The organism is Pseudomonas fragi, from assembly GCF_025426255.1.
GTDB lineage: Bacteria > Pseudomonadota > Gammaproteobacteria > Pseudomonadales > Pseudomonadaceae > Aquipseudomonas > Aquipseudomonas kulmbachensis.
This window is the reverse complement of record NZ_CP104861.1, coordinates 4,366,841-4,390,440: the sequence shown is the minus strand read 5'-3', so window position 1 is coordinate 4,390,440 and position 23,600 is coordinate 4,366,841. Positions and strand designations below refer to the sequence as shown.

Genomic DNA, 23,600 nt, shown 5'->3' with positions numbered 1-23,600 from the left:
GTATATTCACGCCAACAGTAATTGACGTCACTTACTTGGCCCCTCCCTTGCTCGTCTAAGCTTTGAGCCTGAGTTCAAGTCTGTCCCCGCGAAATACAGGAAGTAACATGACCTCTGACAATGCCTCACTGGGCAAACTCGCCTTGAGCTCCATGCGATTGAACCGTGGCGTCCTGATTTTGATCGGAGTTGCGGTGCTGTTAGTGGGCACTTGTGTATGGGCCCTACAGCGTTTGGTCGAAGTTGAAGTGGAAAAGATTGAGTATCACTTCGCGCGGTTAGTGGAGAGTCTCAATGAAAACCACTCGTTTTTGACCAATATTAATAGCGCAGTCAGGGATGCCCCGGATGTCCTGACCGCGAACATCATGCCCTTGCAAAGCAAGCAGGTGTTCGAGAGCAACGGGGTGAATATATTTGAAGGCAAGGAGTTTTCGTTTTCGACGCCTTTTAATCTGACGCAAAGCACTTCGTCCAGCCCCGTTGTCACGAATCAGTCGGCATTTTCGCTGGGTATGCACTTAGCCAATTTCTATAGCGGTTTTTGGTCGGGGTCGGTGTACCCCGCCCCGCAGTTGTTTCTTTTACCTTCCAATAATGCATTCACCTTGGCGGTACCAGCGATTGGCGCTCGCCGTGGGCACGTGGCAATTTTGAGTCTGGATGAATTTTTGGAGACCAGTCAGCAGTTGTCGTTGCTGTTCAAGGAACGCAAGGCTTCGCTCCCGGAGGGGCAGGTGCGCTGGGTCAATACCAACAGTGTCAGCGAAGGCAACCCTATGGTGTTTGCCGTTATCAAAATCAATCTGCCGCCCAAGTTTCTAGAGGTCGTGGGCAATGATCGTGAAGTGTTGCTCGCGGCATTGATCAACATTCGGCGTTTGACCAACATCCCGACGAGCATTGCCACCCCCGCCTTTTATGACCTCACACTGATTGCGCCCTCGGGGGCGGTGCTGGTCGGGCGCTTGAGTGGCACCCACATCAGCCCCGACGGTATGCGCTTCAATGCCCAAGGCTTGGAAATCAAGGTTTCCAACACGCAAGGGGAGCATTGGTCAGCAGTTTACCGAATCAGTTATGAGAGCTTTTTTCGCTATGCCAAATGGACGTTATTGAGCATTTTGGGCATAGCGTTGTTTTCTATCTATGTGGGTTGGCTGGTCAATCGCTGGTATCGATTGCGTGTTGTTCGGCCAGCGGAGCGAGCGCACCGGCGAGTGATCGAAAGTGAGATTTTCAGCCGTGCGGTGATCGACACTGCTCCCACCGGTTTGTGCGTGGTGCGCCAGTCGGACAATCATATGTTACTGGCCAACAAGCGTGCGCAAGCCTGGCTGGGTAACTCGCAGTACATCTCTCGGCTAATTCACGAACAACAAGCCGACATGGGAGAGGCCTGTGTCAAGGTGGGTGAGCGCTACTTGCATGTCAGCTTCAGCAGTACGCGTTATCAAGAGCAGGATGTCATTGTATGTGCCTTCAGTGATGTCACCGGGCACAAGGATGATGCCGCCGCCTTGACCCTGGCTAAACACCAGGCGGAAGAGTCCAGCCACGCCAAGACCACATTCCTTGCGACCATGAGCCACGAAATACGCACCCCACTGTATGGCGTGCTGGGCACTCTGGAGCTGCTGGAACTGACGGATCTGGATACTCGGCAACGCATCTATCTGAACACCATTTCGCGCTCGTCTTCGATCTTGTTGCAGTTGATCAGTGACATTCTGGATGTATCCAAGATTGAGTCCGGACAAATGGCGCTCGAGCCGGAGCGTTTTTGTCCGCTGGACATGGTTGAGGAAGTGGTAGACGCCTACGCCGCGGCAGCTGAAAGCAAAGGGTTGCAGATTTACGCCTGCGTTGATGCGGATGTGCCGGATCAGTTGGAGGGCGACCAGTCTCGACTGCGGCAAATTCTCAATAATCTGTTCAATAATGCGGTCAAGTTTACCGACTACGGTCGCGTCGTCTTGCGCTTGAAAGTGTTGAGTCGGGAAGCGGACAAGGTGACGTTGCAGTGGCAAGTCACTGATACCGGTGTGGGTATTTCGCAGCCGCAGCAGGAGCGTCTGTTTGAGCCGTTTTATCAGGTTTTTAACGGTCATGCTTCAGGCGGCACCGGCTTGGGCCTGTCGATTTGCAAGCGCTTGAGTGAGTTGATGGGCGGGCAATTGAGGGTTGTCAGTGAACCCGGCCTGGGGAGCAGTTTCAGCCTGATATTGAGCGTGCCAATACTCGAGGGCGCATTACCGGGCGCCAGCGACCTGCAACTGCGTCCTGCGCCGGTTTATGTTCGTGCGCCTGTCAACGAGCTGGCGGAAGCCGTTTGTGCCTGGCTCAACCGTTGGGGCGCCCATGCACTGGTAGCGTCGCCGGGGGCACTCAATACAGTAACTGGATCGGTGCTGGTAGATCTGCTGCCAGGGCGCAGTGCGCCACTGGAGTGGCCAGGGCCACGGGTGTTGGGCATCTCTGGCGCGGGGCAACCCGAGCATACAGTTGAGGGGTGGAAAGTCAGCGTGCACATGGTTCGCGGAATTGGTCGCGCCGTGCTGTTGGCTCAGCAAGGACGAATCACTCGCGAGATCGGGAAAGCACCGGCTGTTCGTGAAAAGCTGGCGTTACGGGTATTGGTTGCTGAGGACAACCCGATCAACCAGGCCATTCTCAAAGAACAGCTTGAAGAGCTCGGTTGTCGTGTGGTGCTGGCGTCTCACGGTCAGGAGGCGTTAAGCCTGTGGTCGCCTGACGCATTTGATGTGGTGATGACTGACGTCAACATGCCGATCATGAACGGCTATGAACTGGCCAATGCCATTCGCCAGCAAGATACCCGGGTTCCCATTATCGGTGTGACTGCCAACGCGATGCGCGAGGAGGCCGAGCGTTGCATTGCCGTGGGTATGAACGCTCGAATGGTCAAACCCATGACCTTGCAGAAAATATGGACTGAATTGGTCGAGGTTTGTGACGTTGATCTATGCGGAGTTGCGCAAGAGCTGTCAGAAACAGGGCAGGGCTGCGCAGATGATCTTGCGCAACAGCCGATTGTGGTCAGCGCCAGAATGCGCGATCTCTTTATCAACACCATGAGCGCGGATATCCAGACGGCGATTGACGCCTTGGTCAGCCATGATATCGATGCCCTGAAAGCTCGTTTGCATTGTATTCGTGGGGCTCTGGCAGTTGTTCAGGCGCATGATCTGGCCAGCGGCTGCGGTGAACTTGAGCAGCGACTTGAGAATCATGTATTGGATGCACCTTTGCTGGTTCAGATTGAAGCATTGCTGGCACGTGTTCGTCGCGCAGTAGCGGCGATCTGAAATTTTTCTCCAACACCACCGATTGAGCGTCTCTTCGCGTGATCGTTCTTTTGACAGGGATGCGCCCGTGAAAAAAACTAAAATCATATTGGCTGATGACCACCCGATAGTTCTGATGGGGGTATGCGAGCTGATCGAGCGTGATGAACGCTATGAGGTGGTGGGCCAGGCCCTGACATCTTCAGATCTGATCGAGCAGGTGCAGCGCCTGAAACCGGACATCATCGTTACCGACTACAACATGCCGGGTGATGAAACGTATGGTGACGGGGTCAAACTGATTGAGTACCTGATTCGAAATTATCCACAGGTGCAGATTCTGGTGCTGACCATGCTCACCAACAACTTGATTCTGTCGCGTCTGTATGACTTGGGCGTGGGGGGGATCATTCTGAAGAGCGGCGATCTGAACGAAATCCTGCTGGCGCTTAACGCATTGTCCAGTGGCGCCAAATGGCACAACAAAGCCGGCCAGGGCAGCGCCAGTGTGATTGAGCGCTCCGATGCGGTGCAGACCCGTATCGCCAGCTTGTCAGTCAAGGAGTTCGAGGTGCTGAGGCACTTTGCTTCAGGAATGAATGTGCGGGATATCGCTCATTTGTTGAACCGAAGTGTAAAGACCGTGAGCTCTCAGAAGATCACGGCCATGCGCAAACTCGACGTGGAAAACGACCACGCTTTGCTGACGTTCTGCATCAGCATGAATCTGATCTGAGTAAGGTTCAGTCAGGGGGTGAGCAGCGGGGTCGTCATGGTCTGAAAATGCCCGCCATCATCGATCCAGGTAAAGTTCACCTTAAGACCTGCCGGGCTTACCAGACTGTTGGACGCAAGGGGATAACGCTTTTCACTCAGCGGCAGTGCCATCATCTCCGGGAGTGGAGGTATTGCCATTTCCCGGCCTTGATCGATCAGTTTCAAAGATGCCAGCGAGGCGTGGTAAGGCGTTGGGTTGCGCAGTACCAGTTGCCATTGATCCCCTTGTTTCTCCAGCTTGAAAGACAGGCTCTTGGCCATGTCCTGGGGAAGAGAGGGCAGATTTTTCGGGCGATAAAAAATCTTCATCTGCGTATTCATGGCCAGTGCCACAGACGTTTGTTCGGCTGACTTGTTGGCGGCTTTGGGCGCAATTTCATAGAGGTTTAGCCAAAACACAGACTCTCGATCCGAGGGCAGTGCATCGCCGTTATGCACAATGCGTAAACCCTGTACCGCGCCCGCTTGCATACGAAATACCGAGGGCAGGGTGATCAGCGGCGAAGTGCTGTTTTCGGGCGTTTGCTGGTCTTCGCCCTCATTGACCCAAGTTTGTACTACCACGGGGTATGCGTTGATGTTGGCCAGCATCAGCGAGCGTTCATTCTGTCCTTGTTCGTAAATCACCCGGGTACTTGAAGCCATGATGCCCGCCTGTGCCGGGAGCGTGATCAACACTGCAGCGCTGAGCAGCAGCAGGCGCGAGGCGGTAGTCATCATTTTGGCGATCATGATTACTGCACCTTGACGAGAACATAGGCTGTTGCATTCACGGTTCCCGGTAATGCCTTGCGCCCAGGTAATGCTTTGAGAATCGCCGTGAGGGTTTTTGTGTAGTGGGTGTAACCCGATGCGGAACTGCCATTGGCAGTCGCACTCTCCTGAACGGGATACCAGCCGCCTGCGTTACCGCTGCCAGCCATCTCGCTGCCAAGAAAGTTCATGGGCTTGCCGTTATTACTGAGTGCAATGCCGACACCGGTCGCAATGCCTGGGTCAGTACCGTAGCCATTGGAAACCAGATGCGTGACGCCTTGTGCTCCGGTGAGCAACCCAAGCTCTGCGGCTTTGGCGTAGGCCGCGGCAGACGCTTGAACACCCAGTGCGGTCTGGTTGTTGCCAACCCCGGACACCACCTGATTACTGCATTCAAGCTCAATTCTGAAATCGCTTTCGCGGGTCATGCCGTTGTTGAGTTCCTGAGCGGTGACAGGCGCAAAGGTGACCAGCGGCGTCACGTTGCGTGCAACACATGTCGCGGCATAACTGATGGAGGCTGCGCTGCGCATACCAAAACCAACCCCGTTTTTAGCGCCCCAAAATACATAGTTGGTGTTGGAGTCTGAGCCCACCGTGTCGGACTTGTAGCCCGGGCCCTGAAACTGGATATAACCATTGGGCTGGGTACAGGTGTAGCTGTAAGTTCCGCTGCCACTCTCGGCCGCCTGGTTGCCGCAAAAGTTACTGCCGCTGCCGCTTTTGGGTGGCAAGCTGGAGACCCGCGCCAGTTCGGCCTGCACCATGCTCAGGTGTTTGGGCTTGATCTGCAGTTTGTTGCCTACCACGTCGTATTGAGTAATTTTGCTTTGCTGCCAATACCGGGTGAACACCTTGCCTGAATTGAGGTGGGTCAGTTTGAGCCCGACATACGGGAAGTAAGTGGCGTAGTAACCGGGCAGGCCATCATTGGTCGATGTGCCTGCGCCGTTACCGATTTCCCAATAACCGCCGACACGGTCATCACCGTTAGTAGCAAACAGCTCATAGAGTTCGTCCTTGTCCGCAAGGTCGCACTCCCAAAGTACGGTTTCACTGTTGAGCCCCGTGGCGGTGGCGCTATCGGTGATCGTCGTGCCCAGTGCCGTGCCGACCGGTTGCAGATAGGTGCTGGTCAGGTTGATGCGTCCGAAGGTGATTTGTGCCGTGTATCCGTCGAGTACCGCGTTGCCGTTATAAATACGTTTGCAGTTGGCTTGCACGGCTGGCAGTGCCGTCAGGGTCAGTATAAGCAGCAGTAACTGATTCAATCGTGGGCGTAAGGTAAACATAAGAAGCCTCGATTCTGGTGCTGGTTTAAGGCCGGCATGAATAGGGCCGGCGCTTGATAATCAGTGCGCATTGCACTGGCTGGTGACGCGCAACAAGGGCTGTTCCAGATCTCGGTCCGTCACGTCATAGGTGAGCGAGCACTGTTCTTGCGGGCGATCACCCCAACGCAGAGTCAATGTGCCTTTGGGTTGTTCGCTGCGCAGATACGCTTGGCTGCCCTGGCCGACCATGCCAATGACGTTGCCGTTTTCGTCCAGCACATCAGCACCCATGGGTACGGTCTGGTTGTTGGCCAGCAGTGCCTTGATCAGCAGTGCGTTACCGCTTCGGGTTTTGAACTTGATCTTGACTGTCGCACCGGCATAGGGCGCAACCCGACGCTGACCATCATCGAGCTCGGCTTTCTGGTTCATCCCTTCTGGATTGATCGCCACGGTGTTGTAGCGATAGGGTGTAAGCGAAGGCACCAGTGCGAACCCTGCGTCATCAATCGTGGTGCCTTGGCCATTCATGATTTTTGCCCCGCTGGCGCCTTTGGCTTCTACCAGGGCAAAGGTATCGCCCAGGTAGGGGCCAAGTGTTACGCCGCCGCTATGAATGGCAACTGCACCTCGGGCGCTGCCGGAGGTCTGCCAGTAGTCCTGGCCCTTGGACGCACTCATGCCGAGACTGGTTTTTGGCAGGCGTTTCTGCAGATTGCCGCTAAAGGTGTTCTGTTTTTGTTCGTCATCGCGGGAAATATCCACGCCATAACTCAGTGTTTGCTCAGCATCTGCGGTGCCTGAAACAGAGGTCTGATACACGTTGCCGAAGTTGGCGCTATGACTGACGGAACTGCTGAGGGTTGGCGTGTTGCTCTTCGATGGACTGCCCAAAGGGAACGATACGGAGAGCAGCGAGACAGTTTCTGTCGTGCCAGGCGTAGAACCGTTCCAACTGCCACCGCTGACATTTTCGTCAGGGCGACCGTCATACCCGCCTTGGCGGATTTGCTGATAGCTGCCGGTGGACTGGCGCGAGACCGAAAGGTTGAAACTGACGGAGTTGCTCAAGGTATTGGAGTAGCCCATTTGCAACTGAGTGTCGCGCTCGCGACCATTGCGATAGTCCTGGGTCGAACCCGAGACATAAACCGAACCGAGCGATTGCAGGCTTTGGTTAACTGAAACTTCAAAGCGCGAGCGTTGCAGGTAGCTGGAAGATTCCCAGTTTTCCCCGGAGCGCAGCGACTCACGTACCCCCAGCACGTCGCCTAGGTCACGGTAGCCCGCAGTGGAGTAACGATAGCCAGCAATCGACAAGGTGGTGTTGGTCGGCGTGAACGTGCGGCTGTAAGACAAGCGCGCCATCCAGCCATCCACCACACCTTCTTGCGGCATGTCGGCCCTGGAGTAAGTAGTGTCCAGACCAAAGGCGCCCAGCCAGTTGGCATATACGCCGCCGAGTACCAAGGCTTGATAGCCATCGGCAACTCGTAAGCCAGTGTTGGTGGTGACGCTATTGGTAAGGCCACGCTGATAGGTGATTTCACCGAACGCATCGTTGTCACCGACGTCACTGGTTTTGCCGATAGCAGCGCTATAGCGTGAAGTACCCGGACGCAGCGATTCAGGTACAGCCGAGAATGGCACGCTGTATCGACTGATGCTGCCGTCAGCTTCCTGTACCGTGACTTCAAGGTCGCCGTTGTAGTTGGTCGCGTAAAGATCGCTGATTTCAAACGGTCCCGGCGCCACAGTGGTTTCATAAATATCACTGCCGTTCTGGCGCACGGTGACCTTGGCGTTGGTCTTGGCGATGCCGCGGACGGTCGGAGCATAACCGCGCACCGACTCTGGCAACATGCGTTCATCGGACGCTATTTGTACCCCGCGAAAACCTATTCCAGAGAAGAATCGACCCGAGGTATAGCCTTCACCCGCTGTCAGTTCGCTGCGCAGGCTCGGCAATGCGCGCTGCAAGTAGGTTCGGGTGGCGTTCCAGTCGCTGCCATTTTGTGAGTCGTAGCGCAGGGACGCTTGCTGGCGCAGACGCCAAAGACCCATGTTCAACCCACTGTTGAGTGACAGGTAGCTGGAGTCGGTATCTTTGGCGTTCGTTCCGCTACGACTGACGTGGTACTGGTTGGCGCTGTAGTTGATAAAACCGATGGTGTCACCCGCATCCAGGCTTTGTGTTGATACAAAACCTCGGGGTTCGCGCGACATAAGGCTTTGCGGCATGCTCACGTCGAGGCGCAATTGGGAGAAATCAAAATAGCTGCTGGCGCCAGGTACGGTATTGCTCAGTAATTGGCATTGCTGGTCCGGCGTATCGGTAATGGCAGTGTTCAATACACCGGCGCCTTCGAGCAGCGCGCGGGGCAAGCAAGGCTGAACATCGCCCTTGGCCACTTCCTCAAACTGCACGGGAATGCGCTCAACAAAACGATTATTGATGAACAGGTCAACGGTGTAACTGCCCGGATCAATAGCGTTGATTTTGTTAAAGCGCGACAGCGAACCACCACCAAACATCATGTTGTCGTCGAACTGGTATTCATCTATTCCTGTTTCGGATTCGGCCTGCGCAGTGCTGGCGGCCAGACCGATAAGCAGGATCGAAGTTGAAACCAACAGGCTATAAGGTGTGCGCGGCAGGAACCGACAGCGAGTGACGTGAGCAACGGTCATGTTTGTATTTCCGAGGGTCACTGAAGAGGAAAGTCGGAGGTGACATCTGCCCCAAAGTCGTTCACCAGCGTCAGGCGCAACTGATCTGTGCTGCTGGCGCGAGTACCGTTGTTAGCCACTGGCCATTTCTGCGTGGAGTAAGGGGCGAGCATTACCGCTTTGGTCAGGCCGACAGGTTTGCCGCCGATCACCAGGTTGGCTTCACGCACTACGGCGTGATATCCGCTGTTGTTTTCTGCCAGCACACTCAAGCTGGAGCCTGAGCCCTGCAGCTTAAAGGTCATTGATTTAGCGATGTCTTCGGGGGCACCAACGATGCTTTCCGGACGATAGAAGACCTTCATCCTGCTGCTTACGGTCAGCATCAGTTTGTTGGCTTGCATGTCACTGCTCTTGAGTGCCGGCATCTGCATAAAGTTGATGTAGAACACAGACTCGCGGTCTTGAGGTTGGTCTGTGCCGGTGTACACCAATCTCACGACTTGTCCTGCCTTGGGGTTCATCCGGAAAATCTGCGGGCTTGCGATAAACGGGGCATCAGCGGTCTGCGGCGTAGAGGCCGGGTTGCCGTTGTCCACCCAGATTTGCATCAGGTTGGGGTACGCATCGTGACTGGTAAGCTGCAGGACTTTTTCACGAGCTTGAGCGGGGTAAATCACCCGGGTACCACTGATGACTACACTGGCCAGCGCGTTGTTGGCGAAAACGGCAATCATCAAAAAACTGACAGACAGGGCTAAGCGTTTCAGGCAGGCCATGGCCAACTCCTTCCGAAAGGCTGGGTATCGATGAGGGGGGGGGGGGCGGACCCGCCGCCTCGTGAGAGGCGAAAGCGGCAGGTCAGAGCGTTACGCTTACAGGTAGTCGAGCGCGTACTGAGCAGAGGCAGACACGGTACCGGCAGTTGCAGCGCCGGTGCTGATGTAGCGAGCTGCGAAGTCATGGCTGGCTGCGGTTTCGTCTTTCTTCAAGACCAGGCCAGAAACTGAAGTCATCCCGCTCAGGGAGATTGGGTTACCGCCAGAGGCATCCAGCAATTGGATAGCAACGTTTTTAGCAGTACCTGTGTTGCTCATGTTGCCGCCAGCGTTAACGTCGGCGCCGAGGAACGTGGTCTTGATGTTCAGGTCGCCGACGGTCGGTGCAGTGCAGCCGGTAACTGCGATAGTGAACGGTGTTTCGCCGGCGAATTGGCCAGAAGTTGCCAGATCATTAGCAGCAACGGTCGGCAGAACAACAATTGGGCTGCCGGAGTTGCCGTTGATTGAAACCTGGCAAGTCTGATCAGAAACCTGGCCTTTGAAGGTGATGGTGTTTTGGCTGGCAGCGAAAGAGATTGCTGGCAAAACCGACAGTGCGATGAACAGAGCAGTACGTTTCATTTCATTAATCTCGATAGTTAGACAAAGCTCGCATCCAACCTTTTCTCGTCAGGTCGGTCAGGAGTGTGCTCAGGTTATCGAGGAGTGCTGGTAGCGATAATCAGACGATTCTTAAAAGGCTGCCGGGTGGCCAACAGGGGCATGTTTTTTGGCGGACCTGAAAATGGCTTGCCTTGCGGTGAGCCATTTTCAGGTCCGGTGCTGGCGCCGAAGTTGGTTGAAGGGCAGCTGCATTCGGATAACGGAAGTCTGCACAGACATATGCCGGCCTTCGGTCTGCTCACTACAAACGCAGCTTGCGACGAATCTTTTCCACTCGATCACTGTTCTGGCCCTGCAATTCCTGACGCTCTCGCAGGGTCGCGATGTAACTCTCGCGGGTGCGCAGGATATGCCGGCTGAGCAGGGTCGCCAGCGGGCCATGTTTACCCGCCTCAACCAATTCGATCATCCGCCGGTGATCATTGAACGAGCGGTCCGGCTCGTGCCTGGCACGCCGGGCCAGGTGCGTACGTAAGGCCGCGACGCGGCCCAGGTTGCGTTCGTAGGCATCGACCAGATAACGATTGCCGCTGAATTTGAAAAAACTCAGATGGAACTCGGTGTCGGCGGCGCCATAGCTCAGCCTGTCATCCTGCTCCAGCGCACTGATCATTTGTGCCAGAGCGTCACGCATTGCCTGCAGGGTGGCTTCAGGGTTGCGTTCAAAGGCACGGCGTGAAGCCTCTACTTCGAGGGTTACACGGTGCTCGCAGAGTTCGACAATATCGTCTTCGGTAGGGCTGAACACGTAGCTGCCGGACTTGGCCACCACGTTCACCAGCCCCTCGGTCTGCAGCAGGGCCAACGCTTCGCGCACTGGCGTGCGGCTGACTTCAAAGGCTGCGGCCAGACTTTCTTCGGAAAGTGCTTCGCCCAGGTCAAACCGTGCCGAAACGATGGCTTCACGAATGTTGTCGGCCAAGCGTACGGCGAGGGACTTTTCTACGGATTTGCTCATTGGGTCTACGCAGTTTTTTCGCCGAGCTATGGCTCAGGCTGTTGGGCCACCATGATAACGGAACGCAAGCTTTTAACTTGTATACTAGTTGTTGTACCTTAGATTCGTCCCCCAACAATAATATGGACGTTTTCATGGCCTCTTCCCAAGCGCTTCAGCCTTCTCTTATGTACACCTTGCTCGATGCCCTGCGCGAGCTTCTCGGTGAGCGTGTAAGCACTAGCCGTGCCGAATGCGAGCAACATGGTCGGGGGGAGTCATACCACCCGACCTTGCCGCCGGACGCGGTGTGTTACGCCGAGTCCACTGCCGAGGTCGCAGCCATCGTTAAGCTCTGTGCCGCACAACGGGTGCCAATCATCGCCTTTGGCGGTGGCACCTCGCTGGAAGGGCATGTAGGCGCCACGCTGGGCGGGGTCTGCATCGACCTGAGTCGCATGCAGCGAATCATCGCTGTGCGTCCGGAGGACCTGGATGTGACCGTTGAAGCTGGGGTCACACGGATGCAGCTCAATGCCGAACTGCGCACCACGGGACTGTTCTTTCCGGTCGACCCCGGAGGTGAAAGCACTTTGGGGGGCATGGCGGCTACCCGTGCCTCAGGGACCAATGCGGTGCGTTATGGAACCATGCGTGAGAACGTATTGAACCTCACTGTGGTACTTGCCGATGGCCAGGTGATCAAGACGGGGGGGCGTGCACGAAAGTCTTCCGCTGGCTACGACCTCACTCGGCTGTTCGTCGGCTCGGAAGGCACCTTGGGTATCATCACTGAAGTTACCCTGCGGCTTTACGGCATTCCGGAAACCACCAGCGCGGCGGTGTGCACCTTTCCGACGATTGCGGCGGCGGTCAGTTCGGTGGTGTCGATCATTCAATACGGCATCCCGGTGTCACGGGTTGAATTGCTCGATGCGCGCACGGTGCAGGCGGTAAACCGTTTCTCGCAGATGGGACTGGCTGAAATGCCAACCCTGTTTTTCGAGTTTGCTGGCTCTGCGGCCAGCGTGGCGGAGCAGGTCGAACTGACGCGGGAAATTGTCGAAAGTAACGGGGCTCTGGGTTTTCAAGCGGCCGCCGATGGCGATGCCCGTAATGCTCTGTGGCGTGCCCGCCATAATGTTCACTATGCCATGCAGTCCATGCGCCCGAATGGGCGGATCTGGAGTACCGATGTGTGCGTACCCATTTCGGCGCTGACTCAATGCATCGCTGAAACTGCCGAAGACGTAGCCAAGGTGTCTTTTTTCGTCGGAGTGGTCGGACATGTGGGTGATGGCAACTTCCACCTGGGGCTGGTGGTCGATCCGGATAACGAAGCAGAAATGGCCGAAGCCGAAGCACTCAATGAACGAGTGGTCGAGCGCGCCATTGCCCTGGACGGCACTTGCACCGGCGAGCATGGTATCGGTTCGGGAAAGATAAAGTTCATGCAGCTGGAACACGGCGCCGCACTCGGCGTCATGCGCCTGGTCAAGCAGGCACTCGACCCGTTTGGATTGATGAATCCGGGCAAAATCCTGCCTGAGGCTTGATGCATGGCATGCATGGGCGCATGCCGAAATAACGGATAATCGTAAGCGCAGGTATTCATTGAGCTTTTTTTATTTCGTGCTTGACGCCCCTAGCGTAAAAAACGTTTAATTGCGCCGTTGCCCAGATAGCTCAGTCGGTAGAGCAGGGGATTGAAAATCCCCGTGTCGGCGGTTCGATTCCGTCTCTGGGCACCATTACTTCCAAACCCCTGATGCCTAAAGGCTTCGGGGTTTTTTTGTTTCTGGGTACTTAGTATTACTTGGCGTAGTAGTGGGTTTGCGCGATTACACGCCGTGCTGCTTGTTGCCGCGAGGGCCAATACAGACACTCCCTGTCGGGAGGCTGGCAAGCAGAGTCATTTGATTTCTGGCTTGTGTCCCTTTGGTTCTGTTTTTGAACCGGGATACACAGGGAGATACACGGCGCTCTTCATCGTGGCGGTTGCCTTGGTCCTTTTGACGCAACGCTCGCAATTATGAATAGCGGCGGTCGAAGTCGGACCGTAATTATTCGACCTGTTGCAACCCGTCAGCCGGACAAAATGATCCGACCCTTTTGTATTCCGTTCGCATCACTCTGGAAAACTCCGGAATGCTCAAAATTAATATCAGCTACTTGCTCGGGTCTGGCTAGCCGGGTTGGGCCGCTAGGCCATTACTGACGTTACGCCCCAGCACAAGCACCGTAACAAAACCGCAGCCTACTAAGGCCGTAGCTAGACTCAACAGCACCGAGCTGCCCAGTTGGTCGACGATCTGCCCGCCGAAGAACGAGCCCAACGCAATAATTACCTGGAACAAGGCGACAAATAGTGGCATGCCGCGTTCGACATCCTTGGGCGCTACGACAAACATCCAAATACTGGCGCAGGCCGGGAAGGCGCCGAAGGCAAAGCCCCAGAGCGCGATCAGCATCGCTGCGCCGGTCATGCCGGTGGCGAAGTGGGGGAAAAGGGCGGTGCTGCTGCCGATCATCAGTGCGACCAGCAACAGGGTGTACCGCACGCTACGGTTGGCGGCGAAACCGGCGAAAATATTACCCATTACCCCTGCCACGCCATAGAGCAGCAGCAGTGAGCCAATAGTCGGCCCATCGAAGCCAGCACTTTGTTTGAAGAAGGGGGCAACATAGGTGTACGCGGCAAAGTGCGCCAGGCCAATCAGCAATACAGCGATCAATCCAACCCGAGCTTGTGGATTGATAAACAAGGCCGGGAGGTCACTGATGCGGATGGCCTTGTCCGGGTTGAGCCGCGGTAGCAGGAAGATCTGTGCCAGTAGTACCGGTACACCCACCAGCGCGGTTACCAGGAAGGTCGTGCGCCAGCCCATCAGGCCACTCAGCCAAGTACCTACGGGCACGCCCAGTACGGTGGCCAAGGTCACACCGATCATGATGATCGAGGTAGCCTGGGCTACACCAACTCCCTTGGGGGCCAGGCGGCCGCTGAGGGCAATGGCAGTCGCCCAGAAACCGCCAATACTGATGCCCAGTAGTACGCGACCGAACAGCAGCAGGCTGAAGTCGCTGGCGAAGGCCACGACCGAGTTGGCGATGATCATCAGCAGTGTCAGGCCGATGAGCAGATAGCGACGGTCCGAGGCACCAATGCCCACAGACAGCAAGGGGGCGGCGAGGGCCGCTGCTATGCCGGGCAGGGTAACCATCAGACCGGCGTGGCCTGCACTGATACCGAGATCGCTGGCGACATCGTTGAGCACACCCACCGGGAGAAACTCGCTGGTAACCAAGGCGAAGGCGCCCACTGCGACCGAGAGAATCGCCAGCCACTGCTGTTTGACACTCTGTTGATTATGTTCGGGTAGGCCTTGATGGGCCTGGCTGGCGCTTGGCATGGTGCTGGGTTCCAAGGGGGAATGTCGCCTGAAGACAGGCGGAGAAGCGGGGAGAAATCGGAGACGATTATATGAGTGAGTTTTGGCAACCAAACAGGCGGGCCTTTCGATAGTAATCATCAGTGCAATCGATGGGCCGCTCTGAGGAGAGCGTCCGCTTTTGGCCGACATCTGCTATTGATGAACAGCAGAGATTGGCAGATGACTGCCTGTCACCGCCATCAGCAGCAATGTGTAGTTCTCCGGCGATTATCGTTACGAAGCATGATCGTCAAATCCAATGCAATCGGTGGTCAGATGCAACGTAAATGACTGGTCAGATTGAATGCAAACGCGTGGACAAGTCTGTGCAACACCTCTACACCTCTACACCAGTCATCAGTTAGCCGACCGGTGTAGGGCAGCCGCCTGCGGGACCTGTCTTCGCGACCTGTGGCGATGAACCGCATTGATGCGATCTGGCTCGTCACCGACCCCATGGATATGCGCGCGGACACCGAAACCGCGCTGGCGCGGGTCTACCCACGCAACGTGTGTTGGCGGCCGGAGGCTATGTGAAATTCATCTCCAGCAGGTCGCAACGAATGGGGCGGCCCCTCTATTTGTATCGTTTTTTGCACCGAATCCATCGATGTCACCCTCGTCGCGAATACTTCGAGGTTTGGCCATGGTGCAAGATCAAGTCCGATGCGACGCGCCCAACTCAGCATTACGAATAGATAAGCGTCCGGCGCTGTAAACGTCTCACCCATCAGGAAGCAACGGCCTTCCAGGCAGCGGTCAACATAGTCGAGGCGCGGTGATACGTGAACTTGGGTCGCAGCTTGGCCCTCGACCGTCTTCGACAGAAAGTTGGCGGCTACGCCGCCGTGACGCTCAGGCGTGATGAAATTCTTGTGCAGCTCGGTTGCGATAAAACTGAGCCATTCCATTTCATGGTGACGCCGGACATCGCCTGGTGGCGCAAGCAATGTTTTTGCGGGGGCAAGGTCAGCAATATAAGTGAGAATGACTAGGCATTCCGTCAGCATGTCACCGTCCTCCAGGCGCAGGGCTGGGACGTAAGATTTCGGGTTGATCAGGTTGTAATCGCCGTCAGTCCACGTTTTGGATGCCAGGTCGACCCGTTCGGCTCGAAACGGCACGCCAGCCTCATGAAGCAGGATATGCGGCGCCATGGAGCTCGCGCCAGCAGCATAGAATAAGGTCAACATCGTAGATCGCTCCTAAGTAATGACGATGTCATCTTCTCAAGCATCAAGAGCCGATAAAATGCGTGAAATCACAGGCGAAGCGTGCGGAAACACACCTATATGCTGAATTGGCAGGATCTCCAGTATTTTTTGGCTGTGGCGCGTCACGGCTCACTGTCCGGTGCGGCGAATGAGTTGCGGGTTGACCATACGACAGTAAGCCGTCGGGTCTCGCATCTTGAAACTGCTACAGGACTAAAGCTTATTGATAGATTGCCTCGGACAACGCGATTGACCGAACAAGGTCGGTCGCTTGCTGACATTGCGGCCTCAATGGAGGGTGCTGCTCAGGATGTTCAACGCCATGTGCGTGGGCAAAGCTCGGACGTTTCGGGAACGGTTGTCATCAGTGCCTTGCCGGTTCTTACTTCATTCGTCATCGCGCCTAGCCTAGCCAGCCTACGTTCGAATTACCCGGAACTGCATGTCGTCCTGAGTGCGACATCAGCAGTTGTGTCACTCGAGCGTGGTGAGGCAGATATATCGTTAGGCTTTGTGCGACCGGATACGCAAAGTCGTATCGTCCGAAAAGTGGGGATGCTGCCGCTGGCCCTTTATGCCCATGCGGCAACTGAAAATACGTTGCCCGACACTTGGTCTTTCATCTGTTTTGAAACCAGCCTCGACCACATCCCTCAGCAGCGCTGGCTTCAGGATTTCGCTGGCGTGCGTCCTTTTGTGCTGCGGACGAACGACGTGCTGACGCAATATCAGGCTACGAGATCGGGCCTGGGCCTTAGCCTGCTACCTTGCCTGCTCGGTGACGCGGATGCGGAACTGGTCAAAGTATCCGTGGATGCCCCCCCTTCACCACGTCCCCTATGGATGTCGGTGCACGCCGACATTCGCAAGTCTCCTGCGGTACGGGTGGTGATGGATCACCTGGTTGCTACGTTTGCCGAGTTGCTGCCTGCCAGATAAGTGGACACCCGCGCAATTATGCAAGGTGCGACGGACGCTTCCTGCAGGTCGCACGTTACAACGCGTTCGGGGGGGCAGGAGTGGTTACGGCGCAAGCCTGCACCTGTGGCGTGTGGGTAGGAGCGGATAACCCCCGAGCCCCATCCAGCTCCATTTGCCCGCCGGAGTTTTGTAGCGTAATTGCCAGGACTTCTGGCCATCAGGCTTAACACGGAAGTACAACCCATTGCCGTTCTGTTCCCGGTATTCCTTTGTGTCGGGTTCCAGGTTGGCCAGAGCAGTGTCAGACAAGGGGGGCGTCTTTTGATCTCTGGGCGCCTCATGGTTTGTATCCCTTCGGTTCTATTATTAACGAAGGATACGCAGGGGGAAGGTATAGGGGGGGGAGACAAGGAGAGATGCCCAGACACAAGAAAGCCCGCACTAGGCGGGCTTCTTGTTGGTTTCATTTTCATCTTGCGATGTAGTGAAACCGGTATTTGGTGGCTACACAGGGACTTGAACCCCGGACCCCAGCATTATGAATGCTATGCTCTAACCAACTGAGCTATGTAGCCAATGGCGCGCATTATTCCCTCGTACGGGACATGTGTCAAGCAAATATCTTAAAAAATCTTTGTTCTATCAACTGCTTAAGGTTTTGCGGCCTTTGGATGGCAATATCTTGTAAAAAAATGGCACATTGACGTACCTGCAAGCGCGCATTCACCTGTCGTACGGAAACTCAAATGGCTCTTAGCAACGCTCAAACAAATACAACCGCGTCCTCTTCTGCCCCCCAGTCCAGCCCGTTAGTCATGCGCATTATCGGCGCAGTGGCCTTGGCGCATCTGATCAATGACCTGATCCAGGCAGTACTGCCGTCGATCTATCCGATGCTCAAGGCCAAATATGACCTGACGTTTACCCAGATCGGACTGATTACCCTGACGTTCCAACTTACCGCATCTCTATTACAGCCGTGGGTGGGGTACTACACCGACCGTCATCCGAATCCGTTATTGCTGCCGGCCGGTATGGTTTGCACTCTGGTCGGGATTTTGATGCTGTCCCAGGTTGGCAGTTTTCCGCTGATTCTGTTGGCAGCAGGGCTGGTCGGTGTCGGCTCTTCGACCTTTCACCCGGAAGCTTCTCGGGTAGCAAGGCTGGCTTCAGGCGGGCGCTACGGCTTGGCGCAATCGACCTTTCAAGTTGGCGGTAATGCCGGATCGGCCTTTGGGCCGTTGCTGGCTGCGGCAATCATCATTCCCTTTGGCCAGGGCAACGTAGCCTGGTTCGGGCTGTTTGCCCTGTTCGCCGTAGGGCTGCTGTATGTCATCAGTCGCTGGTACCGCAATCATTTGAACCTGTTCAAGCTCAAGGCGGGGCAGAAGGCCACTCATGGCCTCTCAAAGCAACGAGTGCTGGGTGCGTTGGTGGTACTCGGCTTGCTGGTGTTCTCCAAGTACTTCTATATGGCGAGCCTGACCAGTTACTACACCTTCTTTCTGATCGAGAAGTTCGACGTTTCGGTGTCCACCTCGCAGCTGTATCTGTTCCTGTTCCTGGGGGCCGTCGCGGCGGGTACGTTTTTTGGCGGTCCGATCGGCGATCGCATCGGGCGCAAGGCGGTAATCTGGTTCTCGATTCTCGGCGTTGCGCCGTTCACGCTGCTGCTGCCTTATGCCGACTTGTTCTGGACCAGCGTGCTCAGCGTCATCATCGGCTTCATTCTGGCCTCGGCATTCTCGGCAATCGTGGTGTACGCGCAGGAGCTGGTGCCAGGCAACGTGGGGATGATCGCCGGTATCTTCTTCGGCTTGATGTTTGGCTTCGGCGGGATTGGTGCCGCCTTGCTCGGGCACCTGGCTGATATTCATGGCATCGAGTATGTGTACACCCTGTGCTCTTATTTGCCGCTGTTCGGGGTGTTGGCTATTTTGCTGCCGCGAACCAAAAAGGTGTGAAACCAATAGGTAGCCGCCTGGAAGCCCGTAAGGGCTTTCAAGTGGCTATGCAGAAGGTTTGTCGCTCTGTGTAATAAATCCGAACGTCAGCAGGGCGCTTTCAACCGTGCTCAAGTGTTGCAAGCACAGTTGCCAGGGCGCGGACACGGCATCCGCCACTTCGATGGGAACTACCGGCAGCAATACTGGATGCTCGTTGTCATTGGCGATTGCGGCGCAGCCTGAAGCCACGCTGGCCAGTCGTTCGTGCAGCGAGGCGGGGGGCGGCCCCTGTTCCTTGCGCAGTGCATCGGCGAACGCTTCGGCAAATAGCAGCGAGCTGGCGTACAAGCGCACCGCATGGCGCTCGTAGCGTTTGGCAATGTCTTTGACCTCCCGTGATACAAAGCGCCCGCGCAGCGTCCAGCGTGCGGTGTTGCGTGCACTGCTGATGCCGTTTTCCAGGGCGATAAGGCTGTCGTGGGCTCGGGAGAAAATCAGCACCGCGTTTTCGGCTTTGCTGGCGTCTTTTTCTTCCAGTGCTTGCAGACTTTTACTGAAGCCTTTGGCGAGTTTTTCCAGTAGGTCCTTGGCCGAGCTATCGATGATCCCGATTGGATTGGGGGTGAGAAGGACTTGGCTGAACACCAGGCCGACGCCAGCGCCCACGAGCACATCCAGCATGCGGACCACGCCTGCGGCCTCAGGGCCGACAGCAAGCATCAATACGGCTGAAACCCCTGCCTGAATCGGAACTACGGCCCCCAGGCCATACAGCGCCGCGATGGCGATGGCCGAGAAGGTGGCAAAGCCGATACGCAGCAGCGGATAGCCGTCAGGCAACCACAGGGCTGCTTCACCCACGACAATCCCCGTGGCCACTCCCACCATCAACCCGATGGCTTGCTTGCCATGGCTGGGCAAGCCTGGGGCCAGGCACACGACGGCGCTGATTGCGGCAAACACCGGATGTACGTGACCGAACAAGTGCGTGGCGAGAATCCAGGCCAGTGCGGCGGCGATGGCGGATGCGAGGGCATCACGCCAGCCTGAGGACCAGCGGGTCCGGATCTTCTCAATTGAGGAATCGACATGGCGACGCAGGAAGTTGGCGCGGGGAATCATTAAAGCTCCCGATCATTTATTCAGATGGTAGTAACCATAGACCCTGGCAGGCCTTCAGAGTGCTCTTCATGGCGAAGATCAAATACAAGGCCAAAAAAAACCGCGCCTGAGCGCGGTTTTTTATACGTGTGATGTTTTACACGTTGAAGCGGAAGTGCAGAACGTCACCGTCTTTAACGATGTATTCCTTGCCTTCCAAACGCCATTTGCCAGCTTCTTTCGCGCCAGCTTCACCGTTGAACTTGATGAAGTCGTCGTAGGAGATTACTTCAGCACGGATAAAGCCTTTTTCGAAGTCGGTGTGGATCACACCGGCTGCCTGCGGAGCGGTAGCCCCAACTTTAACGGTCCAGGCGCGAACTTCCTGAACGCCTGCAGTGAAGTAGGTTTGCAGGTTGAGCATTTCGTAACCGGCACGAATTACGCGGTTAAGGCCTGGCTCTTCAAGGCCCAGGGCCTCAAGGAACATGTCCTTTTCTTCACCGTCGTCGAGCTCGGCAATTTCAGCTTCGATCTTGTTGCAGACCGGAACCACGATTGCGCCTTCTTCTTCGGCAATGGCCATGACCACATCGAGCAACGGGTTGTTTTCGAAACCGTCTTCAGCCACGTTGGCGATGTACATCACAGGCTTGGTGGTCAGAAGGTGGAAGCCTTTGATGATTTGTTTCTCATCGGCATCCATATTCTTGATCAGGCTGCGAGCCGGCTTGCCCAAGGTGAAGTGCGCGATCAGTTGTTCCAGCAGGGCTTTTTGAGCCACAGCATCCTTGTCGCCGCCTTTGGCGTTACGCGCGACTTTCTGCAGTTGCTTTTCGCAGCTGTCGAGGTCGGCGAAGATCAGCTCAAGGTCGATGATTTCGATGTCGCGCTTCGGGTCAACGCTGTTGGAAACGTGAATCACGTTCTCATCTTCAAAGCAGCGGACCACGTGAGCGATAGCATCGGTCTCACGAATGTTGGCCAAGAACTTGTTGCCCAGGCCTTCGCCTTTCGATGCGCCAGCCACGAGGCCCGCGATATCAACGAATTCCATGGTGGTTGGCAGGATGCGCTGCGGTTTAACGATGGCAGCCAGCGCGTCCAAACGTAAGTCGGGCATCGGCACGATGCCGGTGTTCGGCTCGATCGTGCAGAAGGGGAAGTTCTCGGCCGCAATACCGGATTTGGTCAGGGCGTTGAACAGGGTGGATTTGCCGACGTTAGGCAGGCCGACGATGCCGCAGTTAAATCCCATGGTGTTTTCCCCGAGGAGTAGAGTCAGGCCTTCTGGCTGTGCAGGTTTTTCATCGCACGGTTCCATTCCCCGGCGAGGATATCCGGCAGCACGCCGAGGGCAAAATCGATGCTGGCGTCCAGTTTTTCCTGTTCGGCGCGAGGCGCACGACCCAGAACAAAGTTGGACACCATGCTGGCGACGCCTGGGTGGCCAATGCCGAGCCGCAGACGATAGAAATTATTGTTGTTTCCCAGTTGCGCGATGATGTCGCGCAACCCGTTATGACCTCCATGGCCGCCACCGAGCTTGAGCTTGGCAACGCCGGGGAGGAGATCGAGTTCGTCGTGGGCCACCAGTATGGATTCCGGCGCAATACGGTAGAAACCGGCAAGCGCCGCGACGGCTTGGCCGCTTCGGTTCATATAGGTGGTGGGAATCAACAGACGAACATCCTGACCCTGGTGGCTGAAACGCCCGGTCAGGCCAAAATATTTGCGGTCTGCAACGAGGTTTACCCCGTTTGCCGACGCGAGACGCTCAACAAAAAGGGCCCCTGCGTTATGCCGGGTCTGTTCGTATTCGGTGCCTGGATTTCCCAGGCCAACGATCAGTTTTATGGCGGTCACGACAAGGGCCCTTCTATGGAGTTGTGGATAACATCGCCGCTGACAGTAGCGGCGAAAACAGACAAAAAAGCGGGTTTACATGAGTAAACTTCGCGATCTTGTCCGCTTTACTCGCTGCGTGTTAGCTCGCGATGTTTCTCAAAACTCCAACAGCAGAGTAATGAATTACTCTGCTTCTGGTGCAACACGTGGAGCGTGAACGTTGGCTACTGCCAGGTCGTTACCGTGTGCCAGAGCTACGAACTCAACGCCTTTAGGAGCGGTGATGTCCGACAGGTGAATGATCGAGCCGACTTCGGCGTTAGCCAGGTCAACTTCGATGAATTCAGGCAGGTCTTTTGGCAGGCAGGTAACTTCGATTTCAGCAACAACGTGCGAGATCTCGCCGCCTTTCTTGATCGGAGCAGCTTCACCAACGAAGTGAACTGGAACGATTGCAGTCAGCTTTTGACCAGCGATAACGCGTACGAAGTCAGCGTGCATCACGTGGCCTTTGGCCGGGTGACGTTGCAGAGCTTTGATGATCACGTTTTGCTTAACGCCGCCAACGGTCAGTTCGATAACGTGGCTGTAAGCAGCTTCGTTTTCGAGCAGTTTGGCAACTTCTTTAGCCAGCATGCTGATGGATTCAGGGGCTTTTTCGCCACCGTAAACTACAGCTGGAACCAGGCTTGCGAGACGACGCAGGCGGCGGCTCGCACCTTTCCCCAGGTCGGAACGCACTTCAGCATTCAGAGTAAAATCGTTCATGTTGTATCTCCAAAATAACCACATCCGGCCTAGCGTTTGCGACCAGCGCTATGGACGGTATGGGCAAAAAAGCCCCGCCCCAACAGGTTGCTGGGGCGGGGCGCTTTTCGTCAGCAAATGTCTGAGAAGGGCAGGGCCCTTAACGGAACATCGCGCTGATCGATTCTTCGTTGCTGATGCGGCGAACCGCTTCAGCCACAACCGGTGCGATATCCAACTGGCGGATACGCGTACAGGCTTGTGCGGCTGCGGACAGCGGAATGGTGTTAGTCACCACCAGCTCGTCCAGCATGGAATTTTCGATATTCTCGATTGCCCGACCCGACAGCACAGGGTGTGTGCAGTAGGCGAACACTTTGGAAGCGCCATGCTCTTTCAAGGCTTTAGCCGCGTGGCACAGAGTGCCGGCGGTATCGACCATGTCATCAACCAGAATACAGGTACGCCCTTCGACATCACCAATGATATGCATCACTTCCGAGTGATTGGCTTTCTCACGGCGTTTGTCGATGATACCCAGATCAACGCCCAAGGACTTGGCAACAGCACGTGCACGCACGACGCCGCCGATATCCGGGGACACAATCATAAGGTTCTCAAAGCGCTGATCTTCGATGTCATCCACCAAAACTGGGGAGCCATAGATGTTATCTACAGGAATATCGAAGAAACCCTGAATTTGGTCAGCATGCAAATCAACCGTGAGAACACGATCGATGCCGACTACGGTAAGCATGTCAGCGACAACTTTTGCGCTGATAGCTACACGTGCGGAACGCGGACGGCGATCCTGACGGGCATAACCAAAGTAAGGAATAACAGCAGTAATACGAGTAGCTGAGGAGCGGCGGAAGGCATCAGCCATCACGACGAGTTCCATCAGGTTATCGTTGGTCGGAGCACAAGTCGGCTGAATGATGAAAACGTCTTTACCGCGGACATTTTCATTAATCTCAGCGGTAATTTCGCCATCGGAAAATTTTCCGACAGAGATGTCACCGAGTGGGATATGCAGCTGACGTACGACACGCCGAGCCAGATCGGGGTTAGCGTTCCCCGTAAAGACCATCATCTTGGACACGCGCAGTACCTGAAGGCTGAGGGTAACCTGGATGAGTATAAGAAATGGCAGGGGCGGCTGGATTCGAACCAACGCATGGCAGGATCAAAACCTGCTGCCTTACCGCTTGGCGACGCCCCT

Annotated in this window: 18 protein-coding genes, 3 tRNA genes and 1 pseudogene; 6 read left to right on the top strand and 16 right to left on the bottom strand. The window is 55.8% G+C overall.

From position 1 onward, the window contains the following. The first annotated feature begins 107 nt into the window (after window positions 1–107). On the top strand, window positions 108–3,329 hold the full coding sequence (locus N7D90_RS20420; RefSeq protein WP_261739687.1) for a hybrid sensor histidine kinase/response regulator: 3,222 nt from the start codon (window positions 108–110) through the stop codon (window positions 3,327–3,329). A 67-nt stretch (window positions 3,330–3,396) separates the two neighbouring features. After that, entirely contained in the window at window positions 3,397–4,044 is a 648-nt protein-coding gene (locus N7D90_RS20415; protein WP_261739686.1) for a response regulator, read from the top strand. Between the two features lie 11 nt (window positions 4,045–4,055). Here the strand turns inward: N7D90_RS20415 and N7D90_RS20410 are convergent, their stop codons facing one another. The 6 genes from N7D90_RS20410 to N7D90_RS20385 form a co-directional block, all read right to left on the bottom strand. Beyond that, the gene (locus tag N7D90_RS20410; RefSeq protein WP_261739685.1) at window positions 4,056–4,817 is read right to left on the bottom strand and encodes a molecular chaperone; all 762 of its coding nucleotides are present in this window, start codon (window positions 4,815–4,817) and stop codon (window positions 4,056–4,058) included. 2 nt (window positions 4,818–4,819) lie between these two features. Next, on the bottom strand, window positions 4,820–6,133 hold the full coding sequence (locus N7D90_RS20405) for a fimbrial protein (protein WP_261739684.1): 1,314 nt from the start codon (window positions 6,131–6,133) through the stop codon (window positions 4,820–4,822). A 60-nt stretch (window positions 6,134–6,193) separates the two neighbouring features. Continuing rightward, window positions 6,194–8,806 carry a fimbria/pilus outer membrane usher protein gene (locus tag N7D90_RS20400; RefSeq protein ID WP_261739683.1) on the bottom strand — a complete coding sequence of 871 codons (2,613 nt, stop codon included), beginning with the start codon at window positions 8,804–8,806 and terminating at the stop codon, window positions 6,194–6,196. 17 nt (window positions 8,807–8,823) lie between these two features. Continuing rightward, complete coding sequence (locus N7D90_RS20395; protein WP_261739682.1) at window positions 8,824–9,564, bottom strand: molecular chaperone; 741 nt, start codon at window positions 9,562–9,564, stop codon at window positions 8,824–8,826. Between the two features lie 96 nt (window positions 9,565–9,660). Further along, the gene (locus N7D90_RS20390; protein WP_261739681.1) at window positions 9,661–10,188 is read right to left on the bottom strand and encodes a fimbrial protein; all 528 of its coding nucleotides are present in this window, start codon (window positions 10,186–10,188) and stop codon (window positions 9,661–9,663) included. A gap of 283 nt (window positions 10,189–10,471) precedes the next feature. After that, window positions 10,472–11,188 carry a GntR family transcriptional regulator gene (locus N7D90_RS20385; protein WP_261739680.1) on the bottom strand — a complete coding sequence of 239 codons (717 nt, stop codon included), beginning with the start codon at window positions 11,186–11,188 and terminating at the stop codon, window positions 10,472–10,474. Between the two features lie 134 nt (window positions 11,189–11,322). Here N7D90_RS20385 and N7D90_RS20380 point away from each other — a divergent pair, with 134 nt between their 5' ends. Together N7D90_RS20380 and N7D90_RS20375 are read left to right on the top strand one after the other, a co-directional pair. Beyond that, window positions 11,323–12,723 carry an FAD-binding oxidoreductase gene (locus tag N7D90_RS20380; RefSeq protein ID WP_261739679.1) on the top strand — a complete coding sequence of 467 codons (1,401 nt, stop codon included), beginning with the start codon at window positions 11,323–11,325 and terminating at the stop codon, window positions 12,721–12,723. 119 nt (window positions 12,724–12,842) lie between these two features. Continuing rightward, window positions 12,843–12,918 (top strand) — tRNA-Phe (locus N7D90_RS20375). A gap of 435 nt (window positions 12,919–13,353) precedes the next feature. Here the strand turns inward: N7D90_RS20375 and N7D90_RS20370 are convergent. Both N7D90_RS20370 and N7D90_RS20365 read right to left on the bottom strand, forming a co-directional pair. After that, window positions 13,354–14,580 carry an MFS transporter gene (locus N7D90_RS20370; RefSeq protein WP_261739678.1) on the bottom strand — a complete coding sequence of 409 codons (1,227 nt, stop codon included), beginning with the start codon at window positions 14,578–14,580 and terminating at the stop codon, window positions 13,354–13,356. Between the two features lie 518 nt (window positions 14,581–15,098). Then, window positions 15,099–15,794 (bottom strand): glutathione S-transferase N-terminal domain-containing protein, encoded by a 696-nt coding sequence (locus N7D90_RS20365; RefSeq protein WP_261739677.1) that lies wholly within the window; start codon window positions 15,792–15,794, stop codon window positions 15,099–15,101. Window positions 15,795–15,893: 99 nt separating this feature from the next. Here N7D90_RS20365 and N7D90_RS20360 point away from each other — a divergent pair, with 99 nt between their 5' ends. Next, window positions 15,894–16,754, top strand: coding sequence for a LysR family transcriptional regulator (locus tag N7D90_RS20360; RefSeq protein WP_261739676.1), 861 nt, complete (start codon window positions 15,894–15,896; stop codon window positions 16,752–16,754). Window positions 16,755–16,877: 123 nt separating this feature from the next. Here N7D90_RS20360 and N7D90_RS20355 read toward each other — a convergent pair. Both N7D90_RS20355 and N7D90_RS20350 read right to left on the bottom strand, forming a co-directional pair. Beyond that, window positions 16,878–17,077 (bottom strand): annotated as a pseudogene (locus N7D90_RS20355) (Arm DNA-binding domain-containing protein); the annotation flags it as partial. A 157-nt stretch (window positions 17,078–17,234) separates the two neighbouring features. Then, window positions 17,235–17,311 (bottom strand) — tRNA-Met (locus N7D90_RS20350). Between the two features lie 171 nt (window positions 17,312–17,482). On the opposite strand from N7D90_RS20350, the gene N7D90_RS20345 reads away from it, so the two are divergent. Continuing rightward, window positions 17,483–18,700, top strand: a complete 1,218-nt coding sequence (locus tag N7D90_RS20345) for an MFS transporter (RefSeq protein ID WP_261739675.1) — start codon at window positions 17,483–17,485, stop codon at window positions 18,698–18,700. 45 nt (window positions 18,701–18,745) lie between these two features. Here the strand turns inward: N7D90_RS20345 and N7D90_RS20340 are convergent, their stop codons facing one another. The 6 genes from N7D90_RS20340 to N7D90_RS20315 all read right to left on the bottom strand — a co-directional run bounded on the left by N7D90_RS20340 (window position 18,746) and on the right by N7D90_RS20315 (window position 23,600). Further along, a complete protein-coding gene (locus tag N7D90_RS20340; protein ID WP_261739674.1) occupies window positions 18,746–19,804 on the bottom strand; it encodes an FUSC family protein in 1,059 nt (352 codons plus the stop codon). Window positions 19,805–19,940: 136 nt separating this feature from the next. Then, entirely contained in the window at window positions 19,941–21,041 is a 1,101-nt protein-coding gene (gene ychF, locus N7D90_RS20335) for a redox-regulated ATPase YchF (protein WP_261739673.1), read from the bottom strand. A 23-nt stretch (window positions 21,042–21,064) separates the two neighbouring features. Further along, the gene (pth, locus tag N7D90_RS20330; RefSeq protein ID WP_048360129.1) at window positions 21,065–21,649 is read right to left on the bottom strand and encodes an aminoacyl-tRNA hydrolase; all 585 of its coding nucleotides are present in this window, start codon (window positions 21,647–21,649) and stop codon (window positions 21,065–21,067) included. Between the two features lie 165 nt (window positions 21,650–21,814). Beyond that, window positions 21,815–22,399 carry a 50S ribosomal protein L25/general stress protein Ctc gene (locus N7D90_RS20325; protein ID WP_261739672.1) on the bottom strand — a complete coding sequence of 195 codons (585 nt, stop codon included), beginning with the start codon at window positions 22,397–22,399 and terminating at the stop codon, window positions 21,815–21,817. 139 nt (window positions 22,400–22,538) lie between these two features. Beyond that, the gene (locus tag N7D90_RS20320) at window positions 22,539–23,480 is read right to left on the bottom strand and encodes a ribose-phosphate pyrophosphokinase (RefSeq protein ID WP_003439794.1); all 942 of its coding nucleotides are present in this window, start codon (window positions 23,478–23,480) and stop codon (window positions 22,539–22,541) included. A 45-nt stretch (window positions 23,481–23,525) separates the two neighbouring features. Further along, window positions 23,526–23,600, bottom strand: a tRNA-Gln gene (locus N7D90_RS20315).